The organism is Bergeyella cardium, assembly GCF_003614945.1.
In the GTDB taxonomy this organism is placed as follows: domain Bacteria; phylum Bacteroidota; class Bacteroidia; order Flavobacteriales; family Weeksellaceae; genus Bergeyella_A; species Bergeyella_A cardium.
The window spans coordinates 1,469,602-1,493,588 of sequence record NZ_QYCZ01000001.1; the positions used below are offsets into that span (position 1 = coordinate 1,469,602).

19 protein-coding genes are annotated in these 23,987 nt (G+C 38.0%); 8 read left to right on the forward strand and 11 right to left on the reverse strand.

The features are described from left to right. Nucleotides 1-10 precede the first annotated feature (10 nt). A complete protein-coding gene (gene cas9 / locus D8991_RS06625) occupies nucleotides 11-4,276 on the reverse strand; it encodes a type II CRISPR RNA-guided endonuclease Cas9 (protein ID WP_120489360.1) in 4,266 nt (1,421 codons plus the stop codon). A 162-nt stretch (nucleotides 4,277-4,438) separates the two neighbouring features. Between cas9 and D8991_RS06630 the strand changes: the two genes are divergently transcribed. Then, entirely contained in the window at nucleotides 4,439-4,774 is a 336-nt protein-coding gene (locus D8991_RS06630) for a hypothetical protein (RefSeq protein ID WP_120489361.1), read from the forward strand. A gap of 348 nt (nucleotides 4,775-5,122) precedes the next feature. Beyond that, on the forward strand, nucleotides 5,123-7,144 hold the full coding sequence (locus D8991_RS06640) for a recombinase (protein WP_120489363.1): 2,022 nt from the start codon (nucleotides 5,123-5,125) through the stop codon (nucleotides 7,142-7,144). A 38-nt stretch (nucleotides 7,145-7,182) separates the two neighbouring features. On the opposite strand, the gene D8991_RS06645 is transcribed toward D8991_RS06640, so the two are convergent. The 4 genes from D8991_RS06645 to dnaE form a co-directional block, all read right to left on the reverse strand. Further along, nucleotides 7,183-7,479 carry a DciA family protein gene (locus D8991_RS06645; protein ID WP_120489364.1) on the reverse strand — a complete coding sequence of 99 codons (297 nt, stop codon included), beginning with the start codon at nucleotides 7,477-7,479 and terminating at the stop codon, nucleotides 7,183-7,185. A 6-nt stretch (nucleotides 7,480-7,485) separates the two neighbouring features. After that, entirely contained in the window at nucleotides 7,486-8,058 is a 573-nt protein-coding gene (locus tag D8991_RS06650) for a pyruvate decarboxylase (protein WP_120489365.1), read from the reverse strand. 150 nt (nucleotides 8,059-8,208) lie between these two features. Next, nucleotides 8,209-9,444 carry an MFS transporter gene (locus D8991_RS06655; protein WP_120489366.1) on the reverse strand — a complete coding sequence of 412 codons (1,236 nt, stop codon included), beginning with the start codon at nucleotides 9,442-9,444 and terminating at the stop codon, nucleotides 8,209-8,211. Between the two features lie 92 nt (nucleotides 9,445-9,536). Next, nucleotides 9,537-14,156: a DNA polymerase III subunit alpha gene (gene dnaE / locus D8991_RS06660; protein WP_120489367.1), complete on the reverse strand. Its 4,620-nt coding sequence runs from the start codon at nucleotides 14,154-14,156 to the stop codon at nucleotides 9,537-9,539. Nucleotides 14,157-14,264: 108 nt separating this feature from the next. Here dnaE and D8991_RS06665 point away from each other — a divergent pair, with 108 nt between their 5' ends. From D8991_RS06665 to D8991_RS06675, 3 genes are read left to right on the forward strand one after another with little or no spacing between them, the layout of a single operon-like run. Continuing rightward, nucleotides 14,265-14,597 (forward strand): GNAT family N-acetyltransferase, encoded by a 333-nt coding sequence (locus tag D8991_RS06665; RefSeq protein WP_345798943.1) that lies wholly within the window; start codon nucleotides 14,265-14,267, stop codon nucleotides 14,595-14,597. Nucleotides 14,598-14,643: 46 nt separating this feature from the next. Continuing rightward, complete coding sequence (locus D8991_RS06670) at nucleotides 14,644-15,372, forward strand: hypothetical protein (RefSeq protein ID WP_120489368.1); 729 nt, start codon at nucleotides 14,644-14,646, stop codon at nucleotides 15,370-15,372. 33 nt (nucleotides 15,373-15,405) lie between these two features. Continuing rightward, nucleotides 15,406-15,798 carry a hypothetical protein gene (locus D8991_RS06675; RefSeq protein ID WP_120489369.1) on the forward strand — a complete coding sequence of 131 codons (393 nt, stop codon included), beginning with the start codon at nucleotides 15,406-15,408 and terminating at the stop codon, nucleotides 15,796-15,798. Nucleotides 15,799-15,874: 76 nt separating this feature from the next. Here the strand turns inward: D8991_RS06675 and mltG are convergent, their stop codons facing one another. Genes mltG through D8991_RS06705 form a run of 6 tightly spaced genes read right to left on the reverse strand, consistent with a single transcriptional unit; the run spans nucleotide 15,875 to nucleotide 22,068 of the window. Next, on the reverse strand, nucleotides 15,875-16,903 hold the full coding sequence (gene mltG, locus D8991_RS06680) for an endolytic transglycosylase MltG (RefSeq protein ID WP_120489370.1): 1,029 nt from the start codon (nucleotides 16,901-16,903) through the stop codon (nucleotides 15,875-15,877). A 12-nt stretch (nucleotides 16,904-16,915) separates the two neighbouring features. Next, entirely contained in the window at nucleotides 16,916-17,683 is a 768-nt protein-coding gene (dapF, locus tag D8991_RS06685) for a diaminopimelate epimerase (RefSeq protein WP_120489371.1), read from the reverse strand. Between the two features lie 42 nt (nucleotides 17,684-17,725). After that, a complete protein-coding gene (locus D8991_RS06690; protein WP_120489372.1) occupies nucleotides 17,726-18,268 on the reverse strand; it encodes a hypothetical protein in 543 nt (180 codons plus the stop codon). Between the two features lie 22 nt (nucleotides 18,269-18,290). Beyond that, nucleotides 18,291-18,956 carry a nicotinamide riboside transporter PnuC gene (gene pnuC / locus D8991_RS06695; RefSeq protein ID WP_120489373.1) on the reverse strand — a complete coding sequence of 222 codons (666 nt, stop codon included), beginning with the start codon at nucleotides 18,954-18,956 and terminating at the stop codon, nucleotides 18,291-18,293. A gap of 1 nt (nucleotide 18,957) precedes the next feature. After that, nucleotides 18,958-20,724, reverse strand: coding sequence for an arginine--tRNA ligase (gene argS / locus D8991_RS06700; protein WP_120489374.1), 1,767 nt, complete (start codon nucleotides 20,722-20,724; stop codon nucleotides 18,958-18,960). An 18-nt stretch (nucleotides 20,725-20,742) separates the two neighbouring features. Continuing rightward, nucleotides 20,743-22,068: a hydroxymethylglutaryl-CoA synthase family protein gene (locus tag D8991_RS06705; protein WP_120489375.1), complete on the reverse strand. Its 1,326-nt coding sequence runs from the start codon at nucleotides 22,066-22,068 to the stop codon at nucleotides 20,743-20,745. 203 nt (nucleotides 22,069-22,271) lie between these two features. Between D8991_RS06705 and D8991_RS06710 the strand changes: the two genes are divergently transcribed. The 3 genes from D8991_RS06710 (at nucleotide 22,272) to D8991_RS06720 (ending at nucleotide 23,979) form a co-directional block, all read left to right on the forward strand. After that, nucleotides 22,272-23,177, forward strand: coding sequence for a DUF4349 domain-containing protein (locus D8991_RS06710; protein WP_120489376.1), 906 nt, complete (start codon nucleotides 22,272-22,274; stop codon nucleotides 23,175-23,177). Nucleotides 23,178-23,252: 75 nt separating this feature from the next. Continuing rightward, entirely contained in the window at nucleotides 23,253-23,630 is a 378-nt protein-coding gene (gene gcvH, locus D8991_RS06715) for a glycine cleavage system protein GcvH (RefSeq protein WP_120489377.1), read from the forward strand. Further along, entirely contained in the window at nucleotides 23,623-23,979 is a 357-nt protein-coding gene (locus D8991_RS06720; protein WP_245957197.1) for a VanZ family protein, read from the forward strand. Before gcvH ends, D8991_RS06720 begins: the two co-directional genes overlap by 8 nt. Nucleotides 23,980-23,987 lie beyond the last annotated feature (8 nt).

The following is a 23,987-nucleotide window of genomic DNA, read 5'->3' on the forward strand; positions in this document are numbered from 1 at the left end:
TTAATTTATGTTAATACTCTCCTACGCTAACAATATCCCCAAGATGATTAATTCTAACCTTTATAATATTATTAATACCTATTAAACTTTCTCGTTTCCAAGTTATATTTTTTAAAGAGATGTCCATCTGCACATTTGTTTCCAAATGATGTCTAAAAAAATAATCTTTAGTAGAGAGCTTCTGAACTCTAAACAAATTAGGACTAATTATTTTCTTATTTTTAGGGTCTAATAAGTCTATTTCATTAGGATTAAAGCCTGTTTCTTTATTTGGAAAAACAAACATTTCATTTTGTTTCATTGTAAATAAAAATATCCATCCTAAATGCTGATTATAAGTTTTATCGATAACAGGAAGCCCTTGCTTTGCTCTTGCTACTGCTTCAAAAAATGAAACTACTTTTTCTTGTAAATTACCTTTATTATCTCTATAAATAGCTATATGATGATTATTGCCCGTTTGGATAAAGTCCGCTGGGATGGGATTACCTTTTTTATCAAGAATTTCATTTCCTAAGTGGTCTTTTTTAGTATGAATAGCCTCTGCATTTTTCACACCGCTTATTGTAACTCGTTTGATAGCAATTCCTTTTTCTTTATTAAGCCAAATAGGATTTTTATCTAAATCTGAAAAGGCCTTTTTAGGATCGTTATCATATTCTTTCAGACGCTCTTTTAGAATCTTCTTTATTCCTTCATCTAGGATTTTATCTATCAACTTCTCAGTCTTAAAATTATCTGGATTGATGTCTTTTCTAATAGAATAGTCTACCTCTAACCAAACTAACTTAACTTTCTCAGGCATCACCTTTTGCTTAGAATCATCTAAATAAATTGGATTTTTTTCTAATGAATTTTTACCTGTAAATGCTTTCTTAGGGTCATTATTATTTTCTTCTAATCGAGATTTTAAAAGATTTTTAAACAATGGATTGGAAACTTTTTCAATGGTTTCACTGTCAAACTTAACTCCTACTTTTTCCTCTTTACTCACATAGTAATGATACTTTCCATAAACAGTTTCTTTATGTAGTTGTCCTCTTGGCGTTAGAGTATCTTGAGACCTATTATTCTTACCTGAAATTTTGTTTTTATTTTTAGTAGTAACCTTATTTTTTGCTTTGTGAGAAATAAGGACTGACTCTAAATGCGCCTTTACTACCTGACGGAAATTGGGTATTGGCTCTTTAAAAACTCTTTTTTCATTTCCATTTTTATCCTTAATTTTCTCAGTCTCTAAATTCTGGATATTTATGATAACATTATGCTCCTTATGATTTTCATCTTTTCGGGCATTTAAGTAATTAAGATACTGGATATGGGTATGTTTGGTAAAAGCAACAGTAAGCGCATCCATTGCGTGATGACGATGATCGTTTCGTTTTGTCCAATCTGTAATTACTTCCACTTTCTGCCCAAACTTTCGCTCTTGCATTTCCGTTAGTCCCAAGGCTCTATATTTGGGCAAATTGAGCTCTTTCATCACATTGATTAAATCCCAATCTTCTCTCAATCTGTCTGTAATATTTCCTGATGTAGAGACTATGCTTTTGGTAATTTGTAAGAGCATTTCTTTTGCTTTCTTAGAAATATACTGAGTTTCCCTAAGGTCTCTCTCTATAAATCCATCTCCTATTTCCGATTCTTTTTTTAGTAGTTTTTGATATTTAGCCTTAGAGATGATATTTTTTTGGTAAAGATCTTCTACTCGAGAAAGATAATTTTCTAATTCACTGTTATAATTACTTTCTATAAAATCATAAGCCGTACGATCTCCTTTCTTTAAATTAACATCTCTGAAAGCTATTGTTTTATTAGAAAAACTATCATCAAACAATCTGGATTTTGGGATAATATGCTCAATATCCACTTGATTAGTGAATAACTTTTCCCTTGAAATATATTCATTGGTATATAAATCTTTATAGCCATTATCCTTTAATTCTTCATAAAGGCGATAACGGACGATATCATTTTTAGTAGGGTTAGGAATGCCGAACTCTGGTGACTTCAAAATAGCTATTATTTTTTCATTTCTGGCTTTTCCGTCTCTAACTTGCGTATCTAATTCCGCTCGTTCCTTAGCATTTTTCTTCAATTCACGAGCAAGCTCTATTCTTATCTCATCAAATTTAAAGTTTTTATCTTCTTTTCTGTATTTATCTATCAGACTATTAACCACATTTACCATCTGATTAAGAATTTTTTCTACTACAGGCTGGCGCAAACTATTCTTCTTAATAGGCTCTAACTTTTCTTTCAATACTCGTTGTTCATTTTCCTCCTTGGTTAAAGAATTTTTAGAATGCTTAAATCCAGCTAATTTACAAGCATCACTCAATTTATTTTCTTTAATATAAGGATAAATTTTCCGTATTGCCTTAGTTGAGAGGTTTCCATAATCAGTTAAAAATATGATGTCGGCTAATATCTTGGCATATTCTTCTTTAAAGCCAAATTTATCTTCTAATAGCTTATATAATTTTTCATTTCCGCTTTTAGAATTATCACCTTCATAGGAATACAATAAATGCCAAAGTTGATAAGATGCCTGCTTTTCAAATTCTTTTTGTTTTAGCTCAGCATTAAACTCAAGAATATCGGTACTGATATTTATCGTTTCAAAAATCTGTTTTACAATATTTTTTATCTCTAATGATGGGATATTTAAATCATCTAATTGTATATCACTCTTTGTTGATTTCACTTTTACATAGTCTGAAATACTATGACCAGATAAATCTATAATTTTTAAATAAGCATCATAGAGCTGTCTATTGGTTTTATTCCCTTCAATCTGCTTATAATTAAGTTCCCATTCCTTTGAGCTAAGCCCTAATAATTCTAAGATTTTAGACGATGAGAGATTTCCTTTCAAATTTAATTCATCAAACAACAATTGTTTTTGCTCAAGACTTAATATAAAAATCTCTTTATCTTCATCTACAAACAATTCCTGTGCGGTTTCAAGAGCTTTTCTTTTCCTGCTATCTTTTTTCCTTACAGTAACATTATGTAGATTTTGCCAGATTTTAAACTCCTGAAACAGTGGTGATGACCTCGGTGCTACTCGAGAACCTATAAGTTTTTTAACTAATTTCCCATCTTCTTTTACAATTTCTATTTCTTTACTTTCAAATTCACAAAAACCGATTAACCCTTTCTGAGATTTCAGTTTTCTTTGATAGAATATCACTGTATCTCTAATTTCCTTTTTCAGATTATTCGTCAAGATATCTGGATAAAATTGAGCTTGGGTAGACCATATTTTTTCAAACTCATCTAAGTAATCCTGACGGTAAAACACCTGATTTTTTAATGAAGTATGAGGGTTCTTTTGTATCTGCTCCCACAAATATTCACCTACGGTTTGTTTATTGAAATAAAGCTCTTTGCTACGATCAGAAATTGCTCCCAAATAACCACTTGAATTATTGAGATTATTGTTTATTTCAGTAATGACATACGCTAATTCTTCTTTGCTTAACTTTTCAGATATGGCTTTAGCACGCCACAGGTAGGCTTGTAATTTTTTTTCTTCTCTGCTGCCTTTATTTTCAGCTGTATAGATTTTATATTTTGAAAGAAATGCAGCACTTGTTGCTTTCTGACCCTTTCCTTTTAATTCTATATAAAACTCATCGGTTAAAATATCTGCATAAAATTGCTTTTGAAAATCCCAAACTCTATCGAACTCATTTTGTAAATCTGAACGATAAAAATCGGGTATGCTTTTATTTCCTTTATTTATTAGCTGATAAACAAACTGCCCAGGTGTTAAGTTCTGTTCATAAAGTTTTCTTGCTATAGACATACCATCTATCAGCTGACCTTCTTCTTCATTTTTTGCTTTTCTGCTGCTTTTATAGCCTCTTTTTTTATTAATGATAAGAAATAGTCTTGCTAATTCTGATAAACTAACCTTTTGTTTAGCCGCTTGGGCTCTTAGCTTTAAAGTTTGAAAAGTTGTACCCTTCCCTTCTTCTGCTAAAACAGTATTTTCAGTTATAATTTTATTTTCTTTTAAAATCTTTATTAAGACTTCTCTTCTGAGTTTAAATCTCTGTAAATTTCTCCTTGCGGAGCGCTTACTGGTTCTATCTGCATTTACAGAGATTGATTTCCCTTTTTCAAAGTTGGATAATTCATCCGTTGTTAGAGGATTTACCCGAACACCTATTTCCTTTATTAGGGATTTTTCTGGAGTTTCTCCTTCTACTACATAAGCAAATCCTATTGATGTCGTCCCCAAATCGAGACCTAAAATTCTTTTCATAGTTATGAGTTTAAAAATTTGTGTAAAGTTAATAATAATTTTGCTTACTAATAATAATTTTTCTACATTTGTCCCAATCAAATTGAAAGGAATTCACAATAAGGATTATTCCGTTGTGAAAACATTTGGGTCGCCTCTTGTCCATAATCAGGAGGCTTTTTTATGAGAAAATCTGTACTTTATTTCGTTATTGGAACGACTATTAGTTTTATTATTAATTATTTTATCTTAAATGCAGGAGTTGGTTGGCAACTCAATCTATTTTATGGTATGGCCTTTGGGCTGGGTTGGGGATTAGCTTATTTTGTAGATCAGCCAAAATGGAAACTTCACAAGAAAATGAGTATTTCATTTATAGGGATTATTATTCTATTAATTATTGGGCGCTTATTTTTTAATTCTATACTTGTAATCCCTTCTATTATTAGATTTTCTACTGTATTTGTTGCATATTATCTGATTGCAAGTTTTAAGCAAAGTAAATCCTTAAGACAATAAATAAAAAAAGAGGTTAGATTTCTCTATCCTCTTAATACGCAATAACTTTTTTCATTACTTGTGCTTAATTATTTGCGTATTTTCATCATTTGTGTTTTATTTTTTTTCAATAATGAGTGTTTTATAATTTTCTCATCATTTGTGTTGCTTTCTTTAAATTCAATTTTAATGCCAAAATAAAAATCACCAATGAAATCCTAACAAACCCACAACATATATCACTGATTACAAATAACAAAAAAATATCCACTAAAATAAATTCATTAATCATCTCCTTTCTTTCAATTCTTACCTATAAAAAGGAGGTTCTCTTTCAATTTTTATAGTTTTCTCTATATTTGCCCTTGTATGTCAGTTTTAAAGATTAATAGAGAGCGTTATAATCATATTTTAGAGAGATACTTTACTTTTAAGAATGAGACTACTTCGGTGGAGCCACTGATACAGATAATGAAGAGTTTCAGGAAAGAAAAGTTTTCCATCATATTGAATTTTCTCATTCATCACCCAGAGATTGCTAATAATTTCGGGTATTATATTCAAAATCTCTTTAATGGGAAAACATTTAATTTATCATTAACCGAATCTAATATCTTAACCGAAAATTCTTTCTTTCCCGAACTTAAAAAAAGGGTACTCAACGCTGTTCTCCCCCCTATCTCCAATGAAAACTCTATTGGTTACATTGTTGATAATGTCTCCGTAATTCCATCGGTAGATTTAAAATACTTCAAACAGATTCCGCAAGAGGAATTGGACAAATTTTTTGAGCTACTCGGGATATCTGACTACATTACAAAACCTTCCGTAAGGAGAAGTTTGCTCTATTCTGCTAATGTATTAGCTTGGCGAGTAATAGGAAACGCTATGGATATGGAAGTACTCCGTATGGTTCCAGAATATCAGAATCTTGGCAATCCTTTTTTGGCTCTTCAAAATGAGCTTGACACTCTTATCTCTGAGTTTAAGCAAAATCAAAACTTCCAATTGCATTCTAAAGATGAACTGACAAAGCAACTAAAGATTTATTGGAAACAATGTGAGGAATTCGTAGATACCGCCTTCAAAAACTCCTCAGCCTATGGTATCTCTGGGCGTACCAACCAGTCTTTATTAAAGATCAGGCAGCAGCTTAACCGAATGAAAGAGGTACTAATGCTCCTCGTCATCGATGAAGAAAAAGATATACTCCATAATTCTCAAAAGCTCTTCTTAAACATCTTAGAATACAAGTCTCACAAGAATAATGTGAAGGAACTTGCTGATGACAGCACCCGCCTCCTCTCCCATCTCATCACAAATCATACGGCAGAAACAGGTTCTCACTATATCGCTTCAGGAAAAAAGGCTTATGTCAATATGTTTTGGAAAGCGAGCGGTGGTGGAGTGATTGTTGGTGCCCTTTGCGTTCTAAAAATGATGTATTCTTACAGCCCTGGCAGTGAGTTTATGCACGCGATACTCTATTCGTTCAATTATGCTATGGGGTTCATTATGATTTACTTGATGCATTATACCCTCGCTACCAAACAGCCTGCGATGACGGCCGCAACTATGGCAAAAGCCCTCTCATTAGGTGAAAATTCTGAGAAAAATTACCTTGCTTTCGCTTCCGTTGTCTCCAAACTTTTCCGAACGCAGTTTATCGCCTTTATAGGAAATGTATTGTGGTCGTTTCCTGTGGCTTTAGTTCTTATTTATGGCTTGGATGTACTTTTCAATCAGAATTTTGCCGTAGATAAAGCCGATAAATTTCTAAAAGAGCTCAATCCTTTTGAGTCTAAGGCAATATTACACGCTTCATTAGCGGGTTTCTTCCTCTTTATTTCGGGGATTATCGCTGGGAATGCTTCCAATAACTCCGTGTTTTACCAAATGCCAGAGCGAATTGCTAAAAACCCGATGATTAACCGAATATTCGGGAATAAATTCGCAAACGGTCTCTCAAATTTCTATGCTAAAAACTGGGCAGGGATTACTTCCAACTTTTGGTTTGGGGTATGCCTTGGAGTTACGGGACCTATCGGGAAATTTTTGGGAATTGATATAGACATTCGTCACATCACTTTCTCATCTGGAAACCTTGCGCTGGGGCTCTACGGTAAGGGCTTTGATGTCGTTGCTTCCACCTTCTGGATAGCCTTTATCACCGTCTTTATCATTGGATTTTTCAACTTTATTGTGAGTTTTGGACTCTCAATCGTCCTTGCATTACGCTCTCGAAAGGTCTATTTCTCGGAGTTTATTCGTATTTCCAAAGTTACTTTCAGGTATTTTATGGAAAATCCACTAAGGTTCTTCATTCCACTGAAATCCAACTTAGATTCAAGCGCCAAAGAGATGCTAGACCAAACCGTCTCCAAGAAATAATGGATACCAATCACCAATAAGCCTGCACATACGGCTTCTTAGATGATTTCTACTGTCTCAAATGTGTCTTCCCCGAAGTTTTCTTTGATTTTTTTCAGGAGGAATGAGCGTTTGAATTGTAAATCATTTCTAAGTATCGGAGATTTTACGATAATAATGAGTTTTTTCTGCTTCAAATCCACTTTTTCAATCTCTTTGAAGCTCTCTGTCCCCATATATTCCGCGAGAAAACTCTTTACCTCAAGGGCTAAGAGCTTATTTTCAAAGCCATAAATCTTTGCAAAGGCTTTTACCAGCTCGGAGGACTGATATTCTCTCTTTTTTCGCTGTTTCATCTCGTATTATTTCGATTTTCTAAGGACTTTTCTCAGCTTTTTCGCAAGGTCGTTTATCGCACCTTTCGTCCCCACCTGTACAGAATTCTCCGCTGAGCCTAATAACCTCATATTCTTCCTATAAGTATTGTATTCCGTCTCTGTTATGAGGCTCCCCTCTGCATCATAGAGCTTCATACTCACCACCACTTGGTTAGAGAACACATACTTTCCAAAACCGACCTTAAAATACTTAACACGAGGCAGTACTGCATAGCTTGCACCGTTATTTTTGCAGTATTCTCTGATGATTTCGGGAGAAATTTCCTCAAAACTCATCATTGCATCCACACGGAGAACTTTCCTGCCTTTCAAAGAGGCTACCTTATCCGTCAATGCAGAGAAAAAAGCCAGATTCGTAGGCTCCTTAATCTCCTCCACATCAGGGAACACCTCTGGGCTAAAGTACAAAACCGTCTCCTCTCTCTCCTGCTGGAAATTCTGCATTCCCCGCCCCGATGCCAATACCTGAGCGCCAGCCCATCCTAAACCTCCAACGAGGAAAATCAATGCAAAAACAGCTAATCGTTTTCTATTCATACCAATTATAGGACACAAATATAATACTTTCCTTTCTTGAAATACTGTAGTCAGTGAGGTGATTATTTATTTCCTTTGACCTAATACTATAGCTAATGAGGTGATTAGCTTAAATACTCGTCATGCCATGGCTGACTGCCTTGCTATGGCTTAATACTCCATATTGCGGAGTTTTAGGTTTTTGAGGGCTACGAGAAGGGCAATAAGGAGGGTCATACTGCCACCGAAAATTACCGAGCGGGTTACGCCCATTAGTTTTGCAGCAAGGCCACTTTCAAACTGCCCCATTTCGTTGCTGGACATTATAAATATAGAATTTACACTGAGAACGCGCCCCCGTATCTCGTCTGGAGTCTTAAGTTGGACGATTGTCCCACGAATAACGACGGATATTCCATCTAACATCCCGCTCATCATCAATAAAATAAAGGATAGCCAATAGATTTTTGAAAACCCAAAACCGATAATACAAATTCCAAAACCCGCAACTGCCATCAAGAGAATTTTCCCCTGATTTCTTCGCAGTGGGATGAAGGATAGCGTGATAATGATGAGCATAGAGCCTATATCGGTGGCGGCATTTAGCAGACCGAAGCCCTCTGCCCCTACTTTTAGGATATCGGTAGCAAAAACAGGAATCATCGCCACTGCACCACCGAAAAGTACGGCAAACATATCGAGGAAAAGCGCCCCAAGAATCTCCTTCGTCTTATAAATATAAAGCACACCCTCTTTTATACTCTCCATAATCCTAATGTTCTGGTTATTGTTCTCAGATGGTTGCTTCTGGAGCCCCCAAAAGAAGAGCGAAGCGATGAGCATAAGGCTCATAATCACTATCAGCGTCCATTCTACACCTATTTTCCCGATCAGTATCCCTCCGATAGCGTGCCCACCAACAGATGCAGTGAGGAAGGTGGATTGGTTCAGGGTAATGGCGTTGGGTAAGGTGTCCTTTGTAACGATTTTTGGAATCATAGACGGGATAATGGGACCAAGAAACGCCCTGCTGATGCCCGTAAAGAAAATAACCCCGTAGATGACATAAGTTATCTGGTGATTGCTAAGCCCCCAGCCCTCCGCACTAAACGCCAGAAGCCCCAGCACGGCTACCAACAGGACATAAGCGTAATTGCAGATGAGGAGAAGCCTTTTTTTCTCGTTCATATCAATAACATAGCCTGCATAAAGAGCTGATGACACGGCAGGAATGACTTCCGATAAGCCGATGAGACCAATGGCGAAGGGGTCTTTTGTGAGTTGATAGACCCACCAGCCAAGTAAAGTGCCAAGCATCCTAAAAGCGAGGATTAAAAAGAATCTTCCTACGAGTAAGCCCCTAAATTGTGCGTTTTGTAGGGTTTTAAGCGGGGTTAATGAAATCATTAATGATGTTTATTAATCGGTTTTCAGTCTCGGTAAAGAGACCAGAGGTTATTACGAATGAGTTGAAGAGCAGCATTAAGGTTTTCACAATTTTAGTTGAGATAAAACTGGAATTTGTTGTTTTCAACAAAGAACTTGATGAAGTCTCCATCTATTTTAATGCTCGGCCTTATGGTATTGAGCTCGAGATGGGAGTTATTCTCCTTATTTCTGAGGTAGAATCTGAGCTTTTTATCACCGAAATTCTCTTGTATCACTTTGGAGAGGAATTCCAAGTCTTCTTGCCTGAAATCTTGTATATCTACTACAACGGAAAGGCTGTTAGCAAAGCGCTCAAAAGCGTCCTTAAGCTCCATTACATCTACTACATTGAGGTATACTCTGCCGTCTTTGGACATTGAGTACTTCACTTTGAAAATAAGGAACCTTTGGAGGTCTATTTTGTCTTTGAGGCGGAGATAATCCCTGTCACCCAAACGGAAAGAATAGCTCCCCGAATAATCTTCCAGTGTTACAAAAGCAACTTTCTCTCCCGAGTTTCTTCCGTCTCGTATGAGGTATTCGGTAACGAGTCCTGCGACCATATTTTCGCGCACAGCGGTATTCATCGCCTGCTTGGTCTTATAATCTACGGTTTCAAAGAGTTTCAGCTGCTCCGCCCCGAAATTTTTATCGCGATAGGCATCCAACTCATCGAGATTTAAGAATCTGAACTTGCCTCTTGCCTCTATTACTTTGGCCGCATTCTCCACTGGTTCTTCAGCATCGCCCATTTCAATATCTATAAGCTCATCTGTGAGGGTATCATCTGCTTCTTCCTGGCTTTCATTGTATGCTGGCTGAGCTTTGTCGAGAAATTCTTCGTCTGTATTTTTAGTTTCTACCACTTCCTTTTTACTTAGCAATCCTTGAATGAATTGATACTGATATTTAAACTCATCTAACGGATGAGATGAAAGGTAAAAGCCGATAATCTCCTTCTCACGATTGAGTTTGTGCATATTTTGCCATTCTGGAGCAGGTGCTATCTTGGGTTGCTCTATCTGTACCTCTTCAGCAAAGTCTGCAAAGAGGGAGTTTTCCATTTCATTTCTGCTTTCTTGGAAGGATTGTCCGTATTTAAGGAGTCTTTCTATGGTGGTTCTATTCGCATTATCTTCTTGGAAGTACTGCGCACGGTGGTATTCATCTACCTCATCAAAAGCTCCTGCTACCACTAAACTCTCCACCACTCTTTTATTAATCTGAGAGGCTGGTATGCGTTCAAAGAAGTCATATATATCTTTAAACTTACCTTGCTGGCGGGTCTCTACGATAATTTCGCTCGGTCCCTCACCTATTCCCTTGATTGCTCCCAGACCAAAGCGAATCTGCCCCTTATCATTTACGGAAAACTCATACTGACTTTCGTTTACATCTGGCCCGAGTACATCTACCCCCATCGCTTTGCAGTCCTCCATAAACATTGTGATTTGCTTTGTGTTATTCAGGTTATGCGTCATCACACTTGCCATATATTCCGCAGGATAATTTGCTTTCAGATAGGCTGTTTGATAGGCAATATAGGCATAACAGGTGGAGTGAGACTTATTAAAGGCATATTCTGCAAAGGCTTTCCAGTCGTTCCAAATCTTCTCGAGTTTTTCCTCATTCAGATTGTTCTTCTTTCCTCCTTCTATAAACTTGGGATACATTTTATTGAGGACATCTATCTGCTTTTTCCCCATTGCCTTTCTGAGTGTATCGGCTTCACCTTTTGTAAAGTTTGCCAGCTTCTGAGAGAGTAGCATTACTTGCTCTTGATAAACCGTAATTCCGTAGGTTTCCTTTAAATACTCTTCGGTTTCGGGAAGGTCATACACAATCTCTTCTATGCCGTGTTTTCTGTTGATAAAGTTTGGGATATACTTGATTGGACCTGGTCGGTAGAGGGCATTCATCGCAATAAGGTCGGCAAATACGGTGGGTTTCAGCTCCCGCATATACTTTTGCATTCCCACACTTTCGTATTGGAAAATCCCTATTGTCCTACCCTCTTGAAAGAGCTGATAAGTCTTCTCATCTTCCAGTGAAATCTCATCTGGATTTATATCTATATCATAATTATCTTTAATGAGTTTAATCGCATCACGGATAATGGATAAAGTCCTAAGCCCGAGGAAATCCATCTTTAAAAGTCCTGCTGCTTCGGCTACTGAATTATCAAATTGAGAGACCAGCACATCGGAATCCTTAGCCGCAGTGGTAATAGGGACGAGGTTGGAAATATCTTCTGGAGTAATGATAACCCCGCAGGCATGTATTCCCGTATTTCTAATGCATCCCTCCATCTTCTGAGCAGCAGAGAGCACTGGGAATCGTGCATCTTTCTTATTATCCAAGATGGTTTTCATCTCATCTACCAGTATTTTATCTTCCGGAGGGAGCTTTTCATATTTTTTGAATGCCTTAGCGATATTCATCCCTGGTGCTGGAGGCACGAGTTTCGCAATGCCTTTCGTATCTGGAATGGAATATTCAAGAACACGACCAGCATCGGTAATTGCCGACTTACCACCGAGAACAGAATAGGTAATAATCTGTGCCACATTCATCTTGCCATACTTTTCTACTACCCATTTAATAATCTTGTCTCTCCCTTCATCATCAAAGTCTATATCTATATCGGGCATTGAGATTCTCTCAGGATTGAGAAAACGCTCAAAGAGGAGGTCGTATTTAATAGGATCTACATTCGTAATTCCAATACAGTATGCCACTGCCGAGCCTGCTGCCGAACCTCGCCCAGGACCTACCCATACGCCCATATTGCGGGCTTCATTACAAAAGTCCTGCACAATGAGGAAGTACCCAGGATAGCCTGTATTGGCGATGATTTCTAACTCAAAATCGAGCCTCTCACGAATCTCATCGGTGATTTCCTCATATCTTCTCTTGGCTCCTTCGTAGGTAAGATGTCTTAGGAAAGCATTTTCTCCTCGCTTGCCTCCGTCTTTTTCATCTTCTTCGGACTGAAACTGCTCAGGAATCTCAAACTTGGGGAGGAGAACCTCTCTCTTCAAGGCATAAGGCTCAAACTTTTTGAGAAAGTCCTCATACGCCTCAAAAGCGGTGGGATAATGGCTAAACGCCCGCTTTATCTCCTCACGGTCTTTCATATCATAGTCTTTTGAGGGTAAGCCTTTCCTCTTACCAAAGCCTCTACCAACAGGAGTGGAGAGCTTTTCACCGTCTTTTATACAAAATAAAATTTCCTGTATGTGTGCATCCTCTTTGGAGGTATAATAAGTCTCATTCTGAGCCAGAACTTTCACATCATATTTCTCTGCCCAGCGGAGGAGGATATCATTCAGATACTCTTCTTCGGCCAAGCCGTGGTTTTGGATCTGTACATAGAAGTCCTCTCCAAAAGCATCCTTCCACCATTTGAATACTTGCTCGCCTTTGGTCTCTCCATATTCTAAAACAGCATTGGGTATATCGCCATTAAGCCCTGAAGAAAGGGCAATTACATCTTCCTTATGCTGAAGAATCCATTCTTTTGAAACCCGAGGTACACCGAAGTAAAAACCATTAACAAACCCAAGGCTGGAGAGTTTTGCAATATTCTTATACCCTCGGAAATTCTTGGCAAGGAGGACTACATTCGTCCTGCGGTCGGGGTCATCTTTGGTAAACTGCTTTTGTTCTGGTCTGTCTGAGATATAAAACTCACATCCGATAATGGGAATGAGTTGTTTTAGCGGTGGAGGGGTTTCATCTGGATGATTATCTATGAATTCCTGATGCTTTTTCTTTAAGTCTCCATTGGCTTTCTCGACTTCATTAACAAACTTAAAGGCACCCATCAAATTGCCAAAATCTACCATCCCCACAGCAGGAAAATCATTCTTCAAGGCTTTATTTACCATATCGGAATGGTGGGTAGAGGCCTGGAGGGAGGAAAAAATACTGTGATTATGAAAATTGAAATAACTCCCCAAATCCATCTCCTGTGGGGTTTGGGAAGCACCCTGTTTTCTCTTGTTAAATTCTGCTATCTGGCTTCGAATAACGATAGGGAAAGGCTTTATGGGCTCGGTATGCAGGCTTTGGAAATGTGAAATAACACTCTCTTCCACACCAAGGTCAGCCGCACTGATAATCCCCCGCCTAAGCATCTCAAAGAATACTTGTGCCGTAGCATTTACATCGGCTGCGGCATTGTGGGCTTCATCAAACTTAAAACCATAGAGCTTCTCATAGAGTTCCTCGAGTTTTGGGGGCTTGAGCCTGCCTGTATTCCCTTGAGGAATCGCGGTGAACTGCGTACCAAGCCACATAGTATCGGCTTTTGGGAGGGCTTGCAACTTATCAGCAATTCCTTTTCGGTAAAATTCTGCTCCTACAATCTTATAATCAAAATCAATGTTCTGCCCCACACCGAATTTACACTTCTCAACCGCCTCAGCAAAGTGCTTGAGGACGGTCTCCAAGTCATCACCAATTTCATTGGCAATACTGGTCGTAATCCCGTGTATTTGCGAGACATTAAACGGTATATCGTAGCCTTCGGGCTTGATAATGAAGTCTTGGTTGTCTATAAGTTTGCCGTTTTCATCGTGGATTTGCCAAGCGAGCTGCACCATTCTCGGCCAGTTGGAAGAATCGGAAATCGGTGCATCAAAATTTTGGGGTAAGCCTGTAGTTTCGGTATCAAAAACTAAATACATCTTGCAAAACTAAATTTCGGGTAAAATTAGGGCAAAAAAAGTTCAGAAAAAAATCGTTTCCTCTCGCCCAATTTCTGTATAGACTGAGCAAAACGCAAATTTTTGAGGATGAAAATTTATCCTACTTTTGTAGGAATTAAAAATCATTCAATGGATACAATAAAGTTTGAAAGAGAGGATGATGGCACCACTGGAAGATTCATTATCTACGATGGAGAAATCTTTGCTGGGGAGATGACTTATAAGTGGGCTGACAGCAAAACCCTCCTCATTGACCATACAAGGATAGAAGAGGCTTTTGGAGGGCGCGGACTGGGGAAGCTCCTCGTAGCCGAAGCAGTAAAATTTGCCCGAGAGCAAGGAATAAAGATTATCCCCCTATGCCCATTCGTAAAAGCTGTATTTAGCAAAGTCCCTAGCCTGGAAGATGTGAAGAAATAGTATTTTAATGAAAAATATTGTACTAATCTATTAAAATCAAAAACTAATGAGAAAATCATTGGTAATAATACTCTTGTTACTATTATCTATCAACTGTACATCCATAAAGAGAGAAAATAATTGGGCAGGAACTTATATTCTTCAAGACAATAAATTATATCAGGCTTTATCCGAGCATAATTATTCAAACATAGAAATCCATAAAAATGGAAATTATACTCTAAATAAAGTAAAAATCTCTTTTTCACCCGTAATAGAACAATGTAGTTATGCCTCAAAAGGGAAGTGGTCTGCTGTTTCAGATAATGTAATGGAAATCACCAGTGAAAATTATTATACAAAACAAAAGGGCTTTGATTATCAAATAAAAAAAGAAAATAAATACTCACAAGATAGTTTGTATATACAGGTCCATCATTCTGCTCATTCTCTCCCTTTAAAATTAAGATTTGCATTCAATTATAATAAAACTATCTTAACAGACAAAACATATATTGCTCTGCCCAAATCAAAATATCTATGGAATAGAGAAACACCCATAAACCATATCAACTTTGAATTAAATGCTGATATATCAGGAACAGAAGTTTATAAAAGTAGAATATTATTTAATATTTTTGATGAATATATAAACACTGAAAAGTATAACTTTCTAACGATTAATTTACTTCATTTTGACCGATGCTTTTTTGAATTTGAACCTTACTACCAAGATTTTATTTATATTAAAGGAAAAAACAAATTACTATGGAAAGGAAAAGTATGGAAAAAGTAAGGAATACGATATTTATTACGATTGTAATTTTTATTGTCAGTATCGGCTTGCTCTACTCCTATTTATAACTCCCAAATTCCTATCTCTAATAATATAGAAATCGCATTAGGTATAAAAAATAATAGGAATTATATACTGCTATTAAACAAGTCTATAGATGGAGATTCCATAAGTTTAAGTAAATTTCTAAAAATAGATTATATATATGATGCGGCAGCATATGATCACGGATATATACTACTTCAATTATTAGAAAAAATAGGAGATACTCAACTTTCTAAAGAACTTCAAAAATTAAATAAAACAGAAATCAAAACTGTTCAAAACTATTTTAATCTAGGAGTGGATGGAATAGATTCACAGGAAGTACAGCAATTACAAAAAAACTATCCTAAATCGTTTGAAATACTGAAAATAAGAAAGTAAGTTTTCTAATATTTCCAACCTTAATAATTTAACTATTAGTCAGTAAATATAAAAAAATCCAGATTTTATCTGGATTTTAGTTTTTAATATTCCTTTGGTTGAGCCATTGCTGGTATTCTCTGGCGTTTTTTGCGTGCTCGGCATCATTGTCTGTAAAACGGTGGAAGCCGGGGCGCTTCGGGTCGGCACACATATAAATAAAGTGGTTGTGCTCCGCATTTAGAACGGCATCTACCGAGCTTTTATCTACGATGCAAATGGGACCAGGGGGGATTCCTGCATTCATATAGGTATTGTATGGCGAAGGGGTTTTCAGATCCTTATACAGCACTCGGCGGATTTTGGTGGTGAAGTTCGTCTCTTTATTTATGGCGTAGATTACGGTGGGGTCGCTTTGGAGCTTCATCCCCTTTTTGTATCGGTTTAAGTAAAGCCCTGCGATGGTTTTCTGCTCATCGGTCTTACCCCCAGATTCCTTATAAACGATGGAAGCAAGGGCATAAATCTGCTCTCTGCTAAGCCCAGACTGCTCTTCCAGAGCCTTTCTTTCGGCATTCCAAAAGTCGTTATATTGGTTTTCAAATTTCGTAAAGAAGTCCTTTGGGCTTACCGTCCAAAAGAATTGATAGGTATCGATAAAGAAGTATTTTTTTAGGTCTTCGGCATCGGTATAGCCTTTATCTTGGGCTATTTCATTCAATCCCTTGATGAATGAAAGGGAGTCTGCCTCAGTCTTCCTCACGACCCTGCCGACCATCTGATAAACATCATAAAAGTCGCCTATTCGGAAGGTGTTTGGTACTTGGTTCCCTGCCTTTATCATATTCACAAGGTCGGTATTATTTGTACCTTGCTTTATCTGATAGCGCCCAGCTTTGAATGCTTTAGGCAGGTGTTTGTTTCTAGCAACTTCCTCAAAACTGTGCTCATTAGCCACATAAGGCGATAGGGAGTCTAGTATCTGCTGGAAGCTGGCATTATGATGAATGTGGATAATGCCCTCTTTTTTGACATTGGAAGCATAGTATTTCCTGTAAAAATTAAATCCTAAATAGCTACCTACTCCCCCAATGATAAGGATGATGAAGAAAAATATTTTTTTCATTGAAGTTAAAAATTACTCATTAATCTCTCCACAAAAAACCTGCTGAGCGGGACCTTCTAACCAGATATTTTGGAAGGAACTTCCGTACTGCTCGGCATAGACTTTAAGGTTTCCGCCCAAGACTTTTACCTCTATCGCTGCTACTTTATGCTGTTGAATGTAGGTAAGTGCTGCTGCCGTAGCACCCGTTCCACAACTGAAAGTTTCATCTTCTACCCCACGCTCATAGGTGCGTACAAAGAGGCGAGCATTTCCCTCCAATTCCTCCACAAAATTGACATTAATACCCTCCTTCTGGTAAGTTTTGGAATTTCGGATGTTATAACCATTTTGAAAGACATTATAACCCTCCAAATTCTGGACATATTTCACAAAATGCGGAGAACCCGTATTTAAAACGAAAGCCTCTCCATCAGTTTTTATCTCCTGTACATCTATCATCTTCAGCTTTATGAGCCCGTTGTTTATCTCCGCTTCGTGTAGCCCATCTATGGCATTAAAAGTTGTTTTATGCTCAAATATGTTGAGGAAATGAGCAAAGGCTACGATACAACGCCCACCATTTCCGCACATCGTGCTTTCGTTTCCATCGGAATTATAATACAGCATTCGGAAATCCGCAGTATGGTCTTCTTCAAGTAGAATGAGACCATCGGCACCTATTCCAAAACGCCTGTTGCAAAGCCTTTCTATATATTTCTGCTCTTTTGGGAAGGTCTGATTGCGGTTGTCTATCATCACAAAATCATTTCCTGTTCCCTGATACTTATAAAATTTCATAGACTGATTATCGTTTCTAATCCAAATAAAAAGAGGAGTTTATTATCTCCTCATACTTCTCTGTGTATTTTCAGAAGAAGAATTTTGCTGAACTCCCGAGTTTCTGGAAGAGCTGTTTCTCACCTCTACTCCACCACTTCGGTAGGAATTGTTATCCGAGCTCTGCCTTCTCTGATTCTGATTGCTGTGGGTGTTCATCTGTATGCCCGGGCTTTGGTTGGTATTGTTGCTTCTGTTATAGCCATTATTGTTTTGATGACCTTGATTTCGGAAACCACCACTACCTCCTCTATTTTCGTAATAATTATTATAATTCCTCTGAATGTAGATTTTCTGCCTGTTGGTTCCATAGTAGTAAGGGATACCATTGTCGTAATAGTAATTAAAATCATTCCTGTAATAGTATCCATCATTTCCATAGTAACCACCCTGCCCATAGTACACCTGCGGAGCATAGTAGTATCCATTTTGATAGAAAGGCTCATAATACTGCTCGTTTCCTGAATAATTATCTGGATAGATAACGCAAGAACTAAGACTCATAGCAACAGCCACACCCAGAGAAATTTTTATTAACTTTTTCATTGTCTTTATTTTTTAATATTGATTAAACTAAAGCTCTTTTAGTCTTCCGCCAGCTGAGATAGCCCAGTATGGCGAGCACCGTAAATATCAAATACTGCACCGAAGTAATCCCAAGCCCTTTATAGAGGTACATTGGCACGGAAATGAAGTCTCCTAAAATCCAGAATATCCAGTTTTCTATTCTTCGTTTTGCCATCAGCCACATCCCGACCAAAAATATGGCGGTAGTTACAATATCCAGTTTATTTGCCCAATCCAAATGAGAGAAATCAAGGCTAATCCCCTCCATAGAAAATTTATTATTAATAAAAGGTTTATAATAATAAACAATACTCACCAGCACAATGCTCAATATAAAGAGCAAAAGGCTATATACCCACTCTTTTTTAGTGGTATTGGTTACTTCTATATGGATATTATCTTCTGAACTTTTAGACCAGAGAACCCAGCCGTAGATACTCATCACGGTGTAGTAGAAATTAATCATCAAATCACCAAAAAGTCCGAAGATAAAGAGTATATAAACATAAATTACGGTAGAAATAATCCCCGTAGGATAGACCAATATATTCTTTTTTATAGAAAAGAACACACTGAGCAATCCAAAGACCGCTGCAATAGCTTCCAGTGCTATTTGAGAAGCCTCATATTCCTCATAAGGTCTAATAAATAAGTCGTAAAAATCCATCTTACATTCTATTCACCACACCAATACCGAGAAGGGAGAGGCATTTCTTAATCACCTCTGCTGTAAGTTCAGAAAGATAGATACGAAGCTCTTTCAGGTCTTGGTTTTCATTATTGAGGACAGGATTATTTTGGTAGAAAGCATTATAAGTCTTCACTACTTCATAGACATAATTGGCAATATGCGCAGGGCTTAGCGTATTTGCTGCCTTAGACACCACTTCTCGGTAGTCTGAGAGCAGGCTGATTAAATCTTTTTCGTATTCATTCAGTACAAGGCTATCGTTTATTGATGAAGAACGGCTACCTGCCTTCGCGAGCAGGGATTGAATCCTCGCATAAGTGTATTGAATGAAGGGTCCTGTATTTCCATTGAAGTCTATACTATCCTTAGGGTTAAAGAGCATTTTCTTTTTAGGATCTACTTTCAATATGAAGTATTTGAGAGCTCCCAAGCCTACGGTTTCGTAGGATTTTTCTTTCTCCTCATCGGTGAGCTCTTCTAATTTACCGAGCTCTTGGGCTTTTTCTTTTGCGGTTTCATACATTTCCTGCATCAGGTCATCTGCATCTACTACCGTTCCTTCTCGGGATTTCATCTTTCCATCTGGGAGCTCTACCATTCCATACGACAAATGATAGAGATGCTCTGCCCACTGATATCCTAATTTCTTCAAGATTTTAAAGAGTACTTGGAAATGATAATCCTGTTCATTCCCCACAGTATAGATAAGCCTTTGGATATCGTTCTGTTTAAAGCGTTCTACTGCCGTTCCCAAGTCCTGAGTCATATAAACGGAGGTACCATCGGAGCGGAGGAGCAGTTTTTGGTCGAGCCCCTCATCGGTAAGGTCTATCCATACCGAGCCATCTTCTTTCTGGTAGAATATTCCCTTGCTTAATCCCTCTTGTATAAGGTCTTTACCGAGCAGGTAGGTATTGCTCTCGTATTGCACTTGGTCAAAATCCACTCCCAATCGCTTATAAGTCTGATTAAACCCATCATACACCCAAGTATTCATCATTGACCAGAGGTTTCTCACGGTTTCATCAGATTTTTCCCATTGTAGGAGCATATTTTGAGCTTCAATAATACTTGGAGCTTGCTTCTTTGCAGATTCTTCATCCAAGCCTTGCTCGCTCATCAGCTGCTGTACTTCCTTTTTGTAGAGTTTATCAAACTCTATATAATAATTTCCTACGAACTTATCTCCTTTGGTTGAAGTGCTCTCTGGCGTTGCACCATTGCCGAGTTTTTCCCACGCAAGCATAGATTTACAGATGTGTATCCCTCTATCATTGATAATCTGGGTTCTCACAACCTTGTATCCATCTTCTTTTAAGATATTTGCCACAGAAAAGCCCAGCAAATTATTACGAATATGCCCCAAGTGTAGGGGTTTGTTCGTATTTGGGGAGGAATACTCCACCATAACGGTTTCATTTTTCGGGCTAATGCGTTCCAGATTCTCCTTTATACCGCTCAAGCACTGAGTAAAGGCTGTATCTTTCAGCTTAAGGTTAAGGAAGCCCTTTACAATATTGTAGCTTTCTATAAAACCTACGGTCTCCACCAGCCTATCACCGATTTCAGTTGCAATAAGGTCAGGATTTTTCTTCAAAGCCTTCACAAGGGGGAAGGTTACGAGGGTAAAGTCTCCTTCAAAGTCGGGTTTCGTCTTTTGGAGCTCAGTTTCTATACCTTTTATCTGGTAGATTTCAGCTAAAGCCTCTTGTATATAAGGTTGTAATCTCTCTTTAATATTCATTTCAAAGCGTTTAAAAAATTATTTAAAATCGTAGTATCTGGCACCTATTTTCACAGGATTTTCTTTTTCTATTGCTAGCAGTCCAAAGCCTTTATAGTTCGGATTAATGGGGTCTTTCAGCTGCTTGAGGTGAAGTTTTTCATAAGTTTCAAAACTAATAGCTTTTCTGCCCGCTAATGTCTCAAATAAATTCCATTTACTGGCTATATCTTTCCATTTTTCTGCTATTTTCCCTGAGAATACTTTAGATTTGGAACCGCTTCCGTAGGAGAGGAAGCCTATTTCCTCACCGCCAAGCTCTTCGCCCTCATCATAGCTGACTTGCAATGCCGAAATAAGCGCCATAAACACCGATGCCGTGTACATATTCCCAATTTCGGAAGACGCCCTCTGCGAAGACTCTATTTTTTGATTGATCAGCTCAATATACCCCTCCGATTTGGCTACGGCTTTCTGCTCCTCGGCGGTAGCATATGGCAGACTGTTCTCCAAGCTGTAAATCTCAGTAAAAATCCTCTTCCCGTGGAAAGCATACGGCAGATGGAAGATAAGGAATCTCCATTGTTCATAAGGCTTTACTGCTCCTGTTTGGCTTTTGTAATGTTCATAAGCCTCGCGGATTCTGTCTTGATAACATTGGTTGGAATACTGCCCATCAAATACGGGTTCATCGGTGAAGAGCTCTATCTTTTCGGGCATTTTATCTGTTGCTGTACTCAGGTTTTTCTTGTCCTCCTGTCTTCGTGGTTTGAAGAAATCAAAAACGCTCTCCATAGCCACTCCAAAGGTTGGGTTGATCTCTACAAGCCTTGGGTTTGCACTGATGAGGAGCGCCACTGCACCGCCTCCTTGTGTATATTCACCAGAAGACTCCAGTGCATATTTGGCATAGTCTGAAGCTATAACCACTGCTTTTTTATCAGGGTTTGCCCTCACAAAATCAAGGCAGCTGTGGAGTGCATCTACCCCACCTATGCAGGCAAAAGTGAGGTCCGTTACATCACAATTTCTAAAAACCCTCTCACCAAACTCGGGCTCAAGGGCTTTTTCTACCATTTCCACAGCATAGCTGGCAGTGGGTTTTGCTGCATCTATAGCGGATTCTGTTCCTAAATAAATTCTGCTGATATCTTTTGGATGAATGCTATAATCTCTCACAAGCCTGAGCAATGCCTCAGCGGCAAATGTTGCCGAATCTTCGTACAAGTCTGGCAATGCCATTTTCTGTAGCCCTAATCCTTTTTCCAATTTTGCAGGTTCAATATTCCTGCGCAGTGCCAGCTCACTTATCTCCAAATAAAGCGAAGGCAAATAATAGCTTACGGCGTCTATACCAAAAGTCATTTTATATAATTTTCTTGCAAAGATAGCAATTTGGCTTCTAGCTTTTGGCTAAGTGCCCGACCGGCTACGATGTTTTACAATAAACTTTATATCAGCGGTTATGTTTTGTAAAATAGTCTTTACAAGTATTAGAAAGGGTATTTACAAGGGGAGTAAAGCATTCATTCGCAACTTTGGCTTGTAAATATTAAAAACAAAAAACAATGAAAAGAATGAATTTAAAATCCGTTATTAGCTTAGGTATTTTAGCTTTTGTGCTGTCTTGTGCTAAGCACGAGGGTGGCTACACAGACGAAGCAGTGATGAGTAGCATAAATGCAGAGGAAATAGAAACCGAAGATGTTTCTTATGCCGCTACTCAGAACCTGCCCGATAGAAAATTCGTAAAAACCGCAATGGTAGATATGGAGGTAAAAGATGTATACGAAACTACCGTAGCAATAGAAAATGAACTGAAAAAAATCGGTGGGTTTATTACCAATAGCAGTATTGAGAGCGAGATTATCTCCGATAAAACCTATAATACCTCTAACGAAGATGCAGTGCTTATCAGGAAATATCAGACTTATAACCGAATGACGGTACGCGTGCCCAGCCAGCTCCTCGGTGAGTTTCTACACACAATCAACCAGAACAAACTCTTCCTCAATTCCCAAATCATCAATGCTGAAGATGTAACCAACAATGCCAAAATAGCCGAAATACAAAGGCAAAACAATCAGAAGACAGCACAAATGATAGACAAAATGAAAAACAGTGGAAAAAAAGTAGAGCTCACAAAACAAAATCTGGACGATGATGCCCAACAGCAAATCTCCCAAATAACACTAAACGATGATTTGAAGTACAGCGAAGTGTCAATCAACCTAAAAGAACCTAAAATACGGATTGCGGAAATCCCCGTAACCAATACTCAGCATATAGAAAGTAAATATCAGGTAAATTTCTGGTATGATGCTCAAGATTCTGTAATCTCTGGCTTCTACTTCTTCCAAAAGGTATGCATTGGGCTGCTATACATTTGGCCTTTATTCATTATTCTGGCAATTATTTTCTATTTCGTTAGAAGAAAAAGGATTTTGGCTTCTAAAAAGAAATCTGAAAATTAATTTCTTATCAATAATTGAATTTTATTTGTGAGGTATAAGGATTTCATTTAAATTTGACGAGCAAAAATCAATGAAATGAATACACCATCAGAATTAAAGTACACAAAAGACCACGAATGGATTAAAATTGAAGGGAATGTAGCAACAGTAGGGATTACCGACTTTGCACAGAGCGAGCTTGGCGACATCGTATATATAGATGTAGATACCCTCGATGAAGAACTCTCCGCAAATGAAGTATTCGGTAGCGTAGAAGCAGTAAAAACCGTATCTGACCTATTCCTACCCGTGTCTGGAAAGGTAATCGAGGTAAATGAAGCCCTAGAAGATGAGCCGGAATTAGTGAATAGCGACCCTTATGGAAAAGGCTGGATTATTAAATTAGAAGTAGCCGAAGGTACAGACCTCTCCCAGCTCCTCTCCGCAGAACAATACCTTGAAGTTATTGGATAAGATTAATAACATACTCAGTAAGACTTTGCCCATTTATTGGGCATTTCTTACTTATATGCTCCTCCGCCCAGCTAAGCAAATCCCCCACAGCCTTTTTGTATTCCACGGTGTGGATAAAGTGCTCCACTTTCTTATTTTTACATTGCTGGGCTTCCTCTTTCGGCTAAGATTCCCTCAGCAATCTTTCATCAAATGTATCCTGATACTCTTTTCCTATGCCTTGATTACAGAAATCCTTCAAGGGATAATGAACCTCGGGCGCTCTATGGAAGCATTAGACCTGCTGATGAATACTTTGGGGATAATCTCAGGGTTCTTCGGTGTAAGGCTGATGGATAAGCATCAATAGGATAAATA

What these genes read in the sequence shown, in the direction of transcription:
- cas9 (WP_120489360.1), bottom strand. Translation starts at nt 4,276, where the DNA reads ATGAAAAGAATTTTAGGTCTCGATTTGGGGACGACATCAATAGGATTT.
- D8991_RS06630 (WP_120489361.1), top strand. Translation starts at nt 4,439, where the DNA reads ATGAGAAAATCTGTACTTTATTTCGTTATTGGAACGACTATTAGTTTT.
- D8991_RS06640 (WP_120489363.1), top strand. Translation starts at nt 5,123, where the DNA reads ATGTCAGTTTTAAAGATTAATAGAGAGCGTTATAATCATATTTTAGAG.
- D8991_RS06645 (WP_120489364.1), bottom strand. Translation starts at nt 7,479, where the DNA reads ATGAAACAGCGAAAAAAGAGAGAATATCAGTCCTCCGAGCTGGTAAAA.
- D8991_RS06650 (WP_120489365.1), bottom strand. Translation starts at nt 8,058, where the DNA reads ATGAATAGAAAACGATTAGCTGTTTTTGCATTGATTTTCCTCGTTGGA.
- D8991_RS06655 (WP_120489366.1), bottom strand. Translation starts at nt 9,444, where the DNA reads ATGATTTCATTAACCCCGCTTAAAACCCTACAAAACGCACAATTTAGG.
- dnaE (WP_120489367.1), bottom strand. Translation starts at nt 14,156, where the DNA reads ATGTATTTAGTTTTTGATACCGAAACTACAGGCTTACCCCAAAATTTT.
- D8991_RS06665 (WP_345798943.1), top strand. Translation starts at nt 14,265, where the DNA reads ATGAAAATTTATCCTACTTTTGTAGGAATTAAAAATCATTCAATGGAT.
- D8991_RS06670 (WP_120489368.1), top strand. Translation starts at nt 14,644, where the DNA reads ATGAGAAAATCATTGGTAATAATACTCTTGTTACTATTATCTATCAAC.
- mltG (WP_120489370.1), bottom strand. Translation starts at nt 16,903, where the DNA reads ATGAAAAAAATATTTTTCTTCATCATCCTTATCATTGGGGGAGTAGGT.
- dapF (WP_120489371.1), bottom strand. Translation starts at nt 17,683, where the DNA reads ATGAAATTTTATAAGTATCAGGGAACAGGAAATGATTTTGTGATGATA.
- D8991_RS06690 (WP_120489372.1), bottom strand. Translation starts at nt 18,268, where the DNA reads ATGAAAAAGTTAATAAAAATTTCTCTGGGTGTGGCTGTTGCTATGAGT.
- pnuC (WP_120489373.1), bottom strand. Translation starts at nt 18,956, where the DNA reads ATGGATTTTTACGACTTATTTATTAGACCTTATGAGGAATATGAGGCT.
- argS (WP_120489374.1), bottom strand. Translation starts at nt 20,724, where the DNA reads ATGAATATTAAAGAGAGATTACAACCTTATATACAAGAGGCTTTAGCT.
- D8991_RS06705 (WP_120489375.1), bottom strand. Translation starts at nt 22,068, where the DNA reads ATGACTTTTGGTATAGACGCCGTAAGCTATTATTTGCCTTCGCTTTAT.
- D8991_RS06710 (WP_120489376.1), top strand. Translation starts at nt 22,272, where the DNA reads ATGAAAAGAATGAATTTAAAATCCGTTATTAGCTTAGGTATTTTAGCT.
- gcvH (WP_120489377.1), top strand. Translation starts at nt 23,253, where the DNA reads ATGAATACACCATCAGAATTAAAGTACACAAAAGACCACGAATGGATT.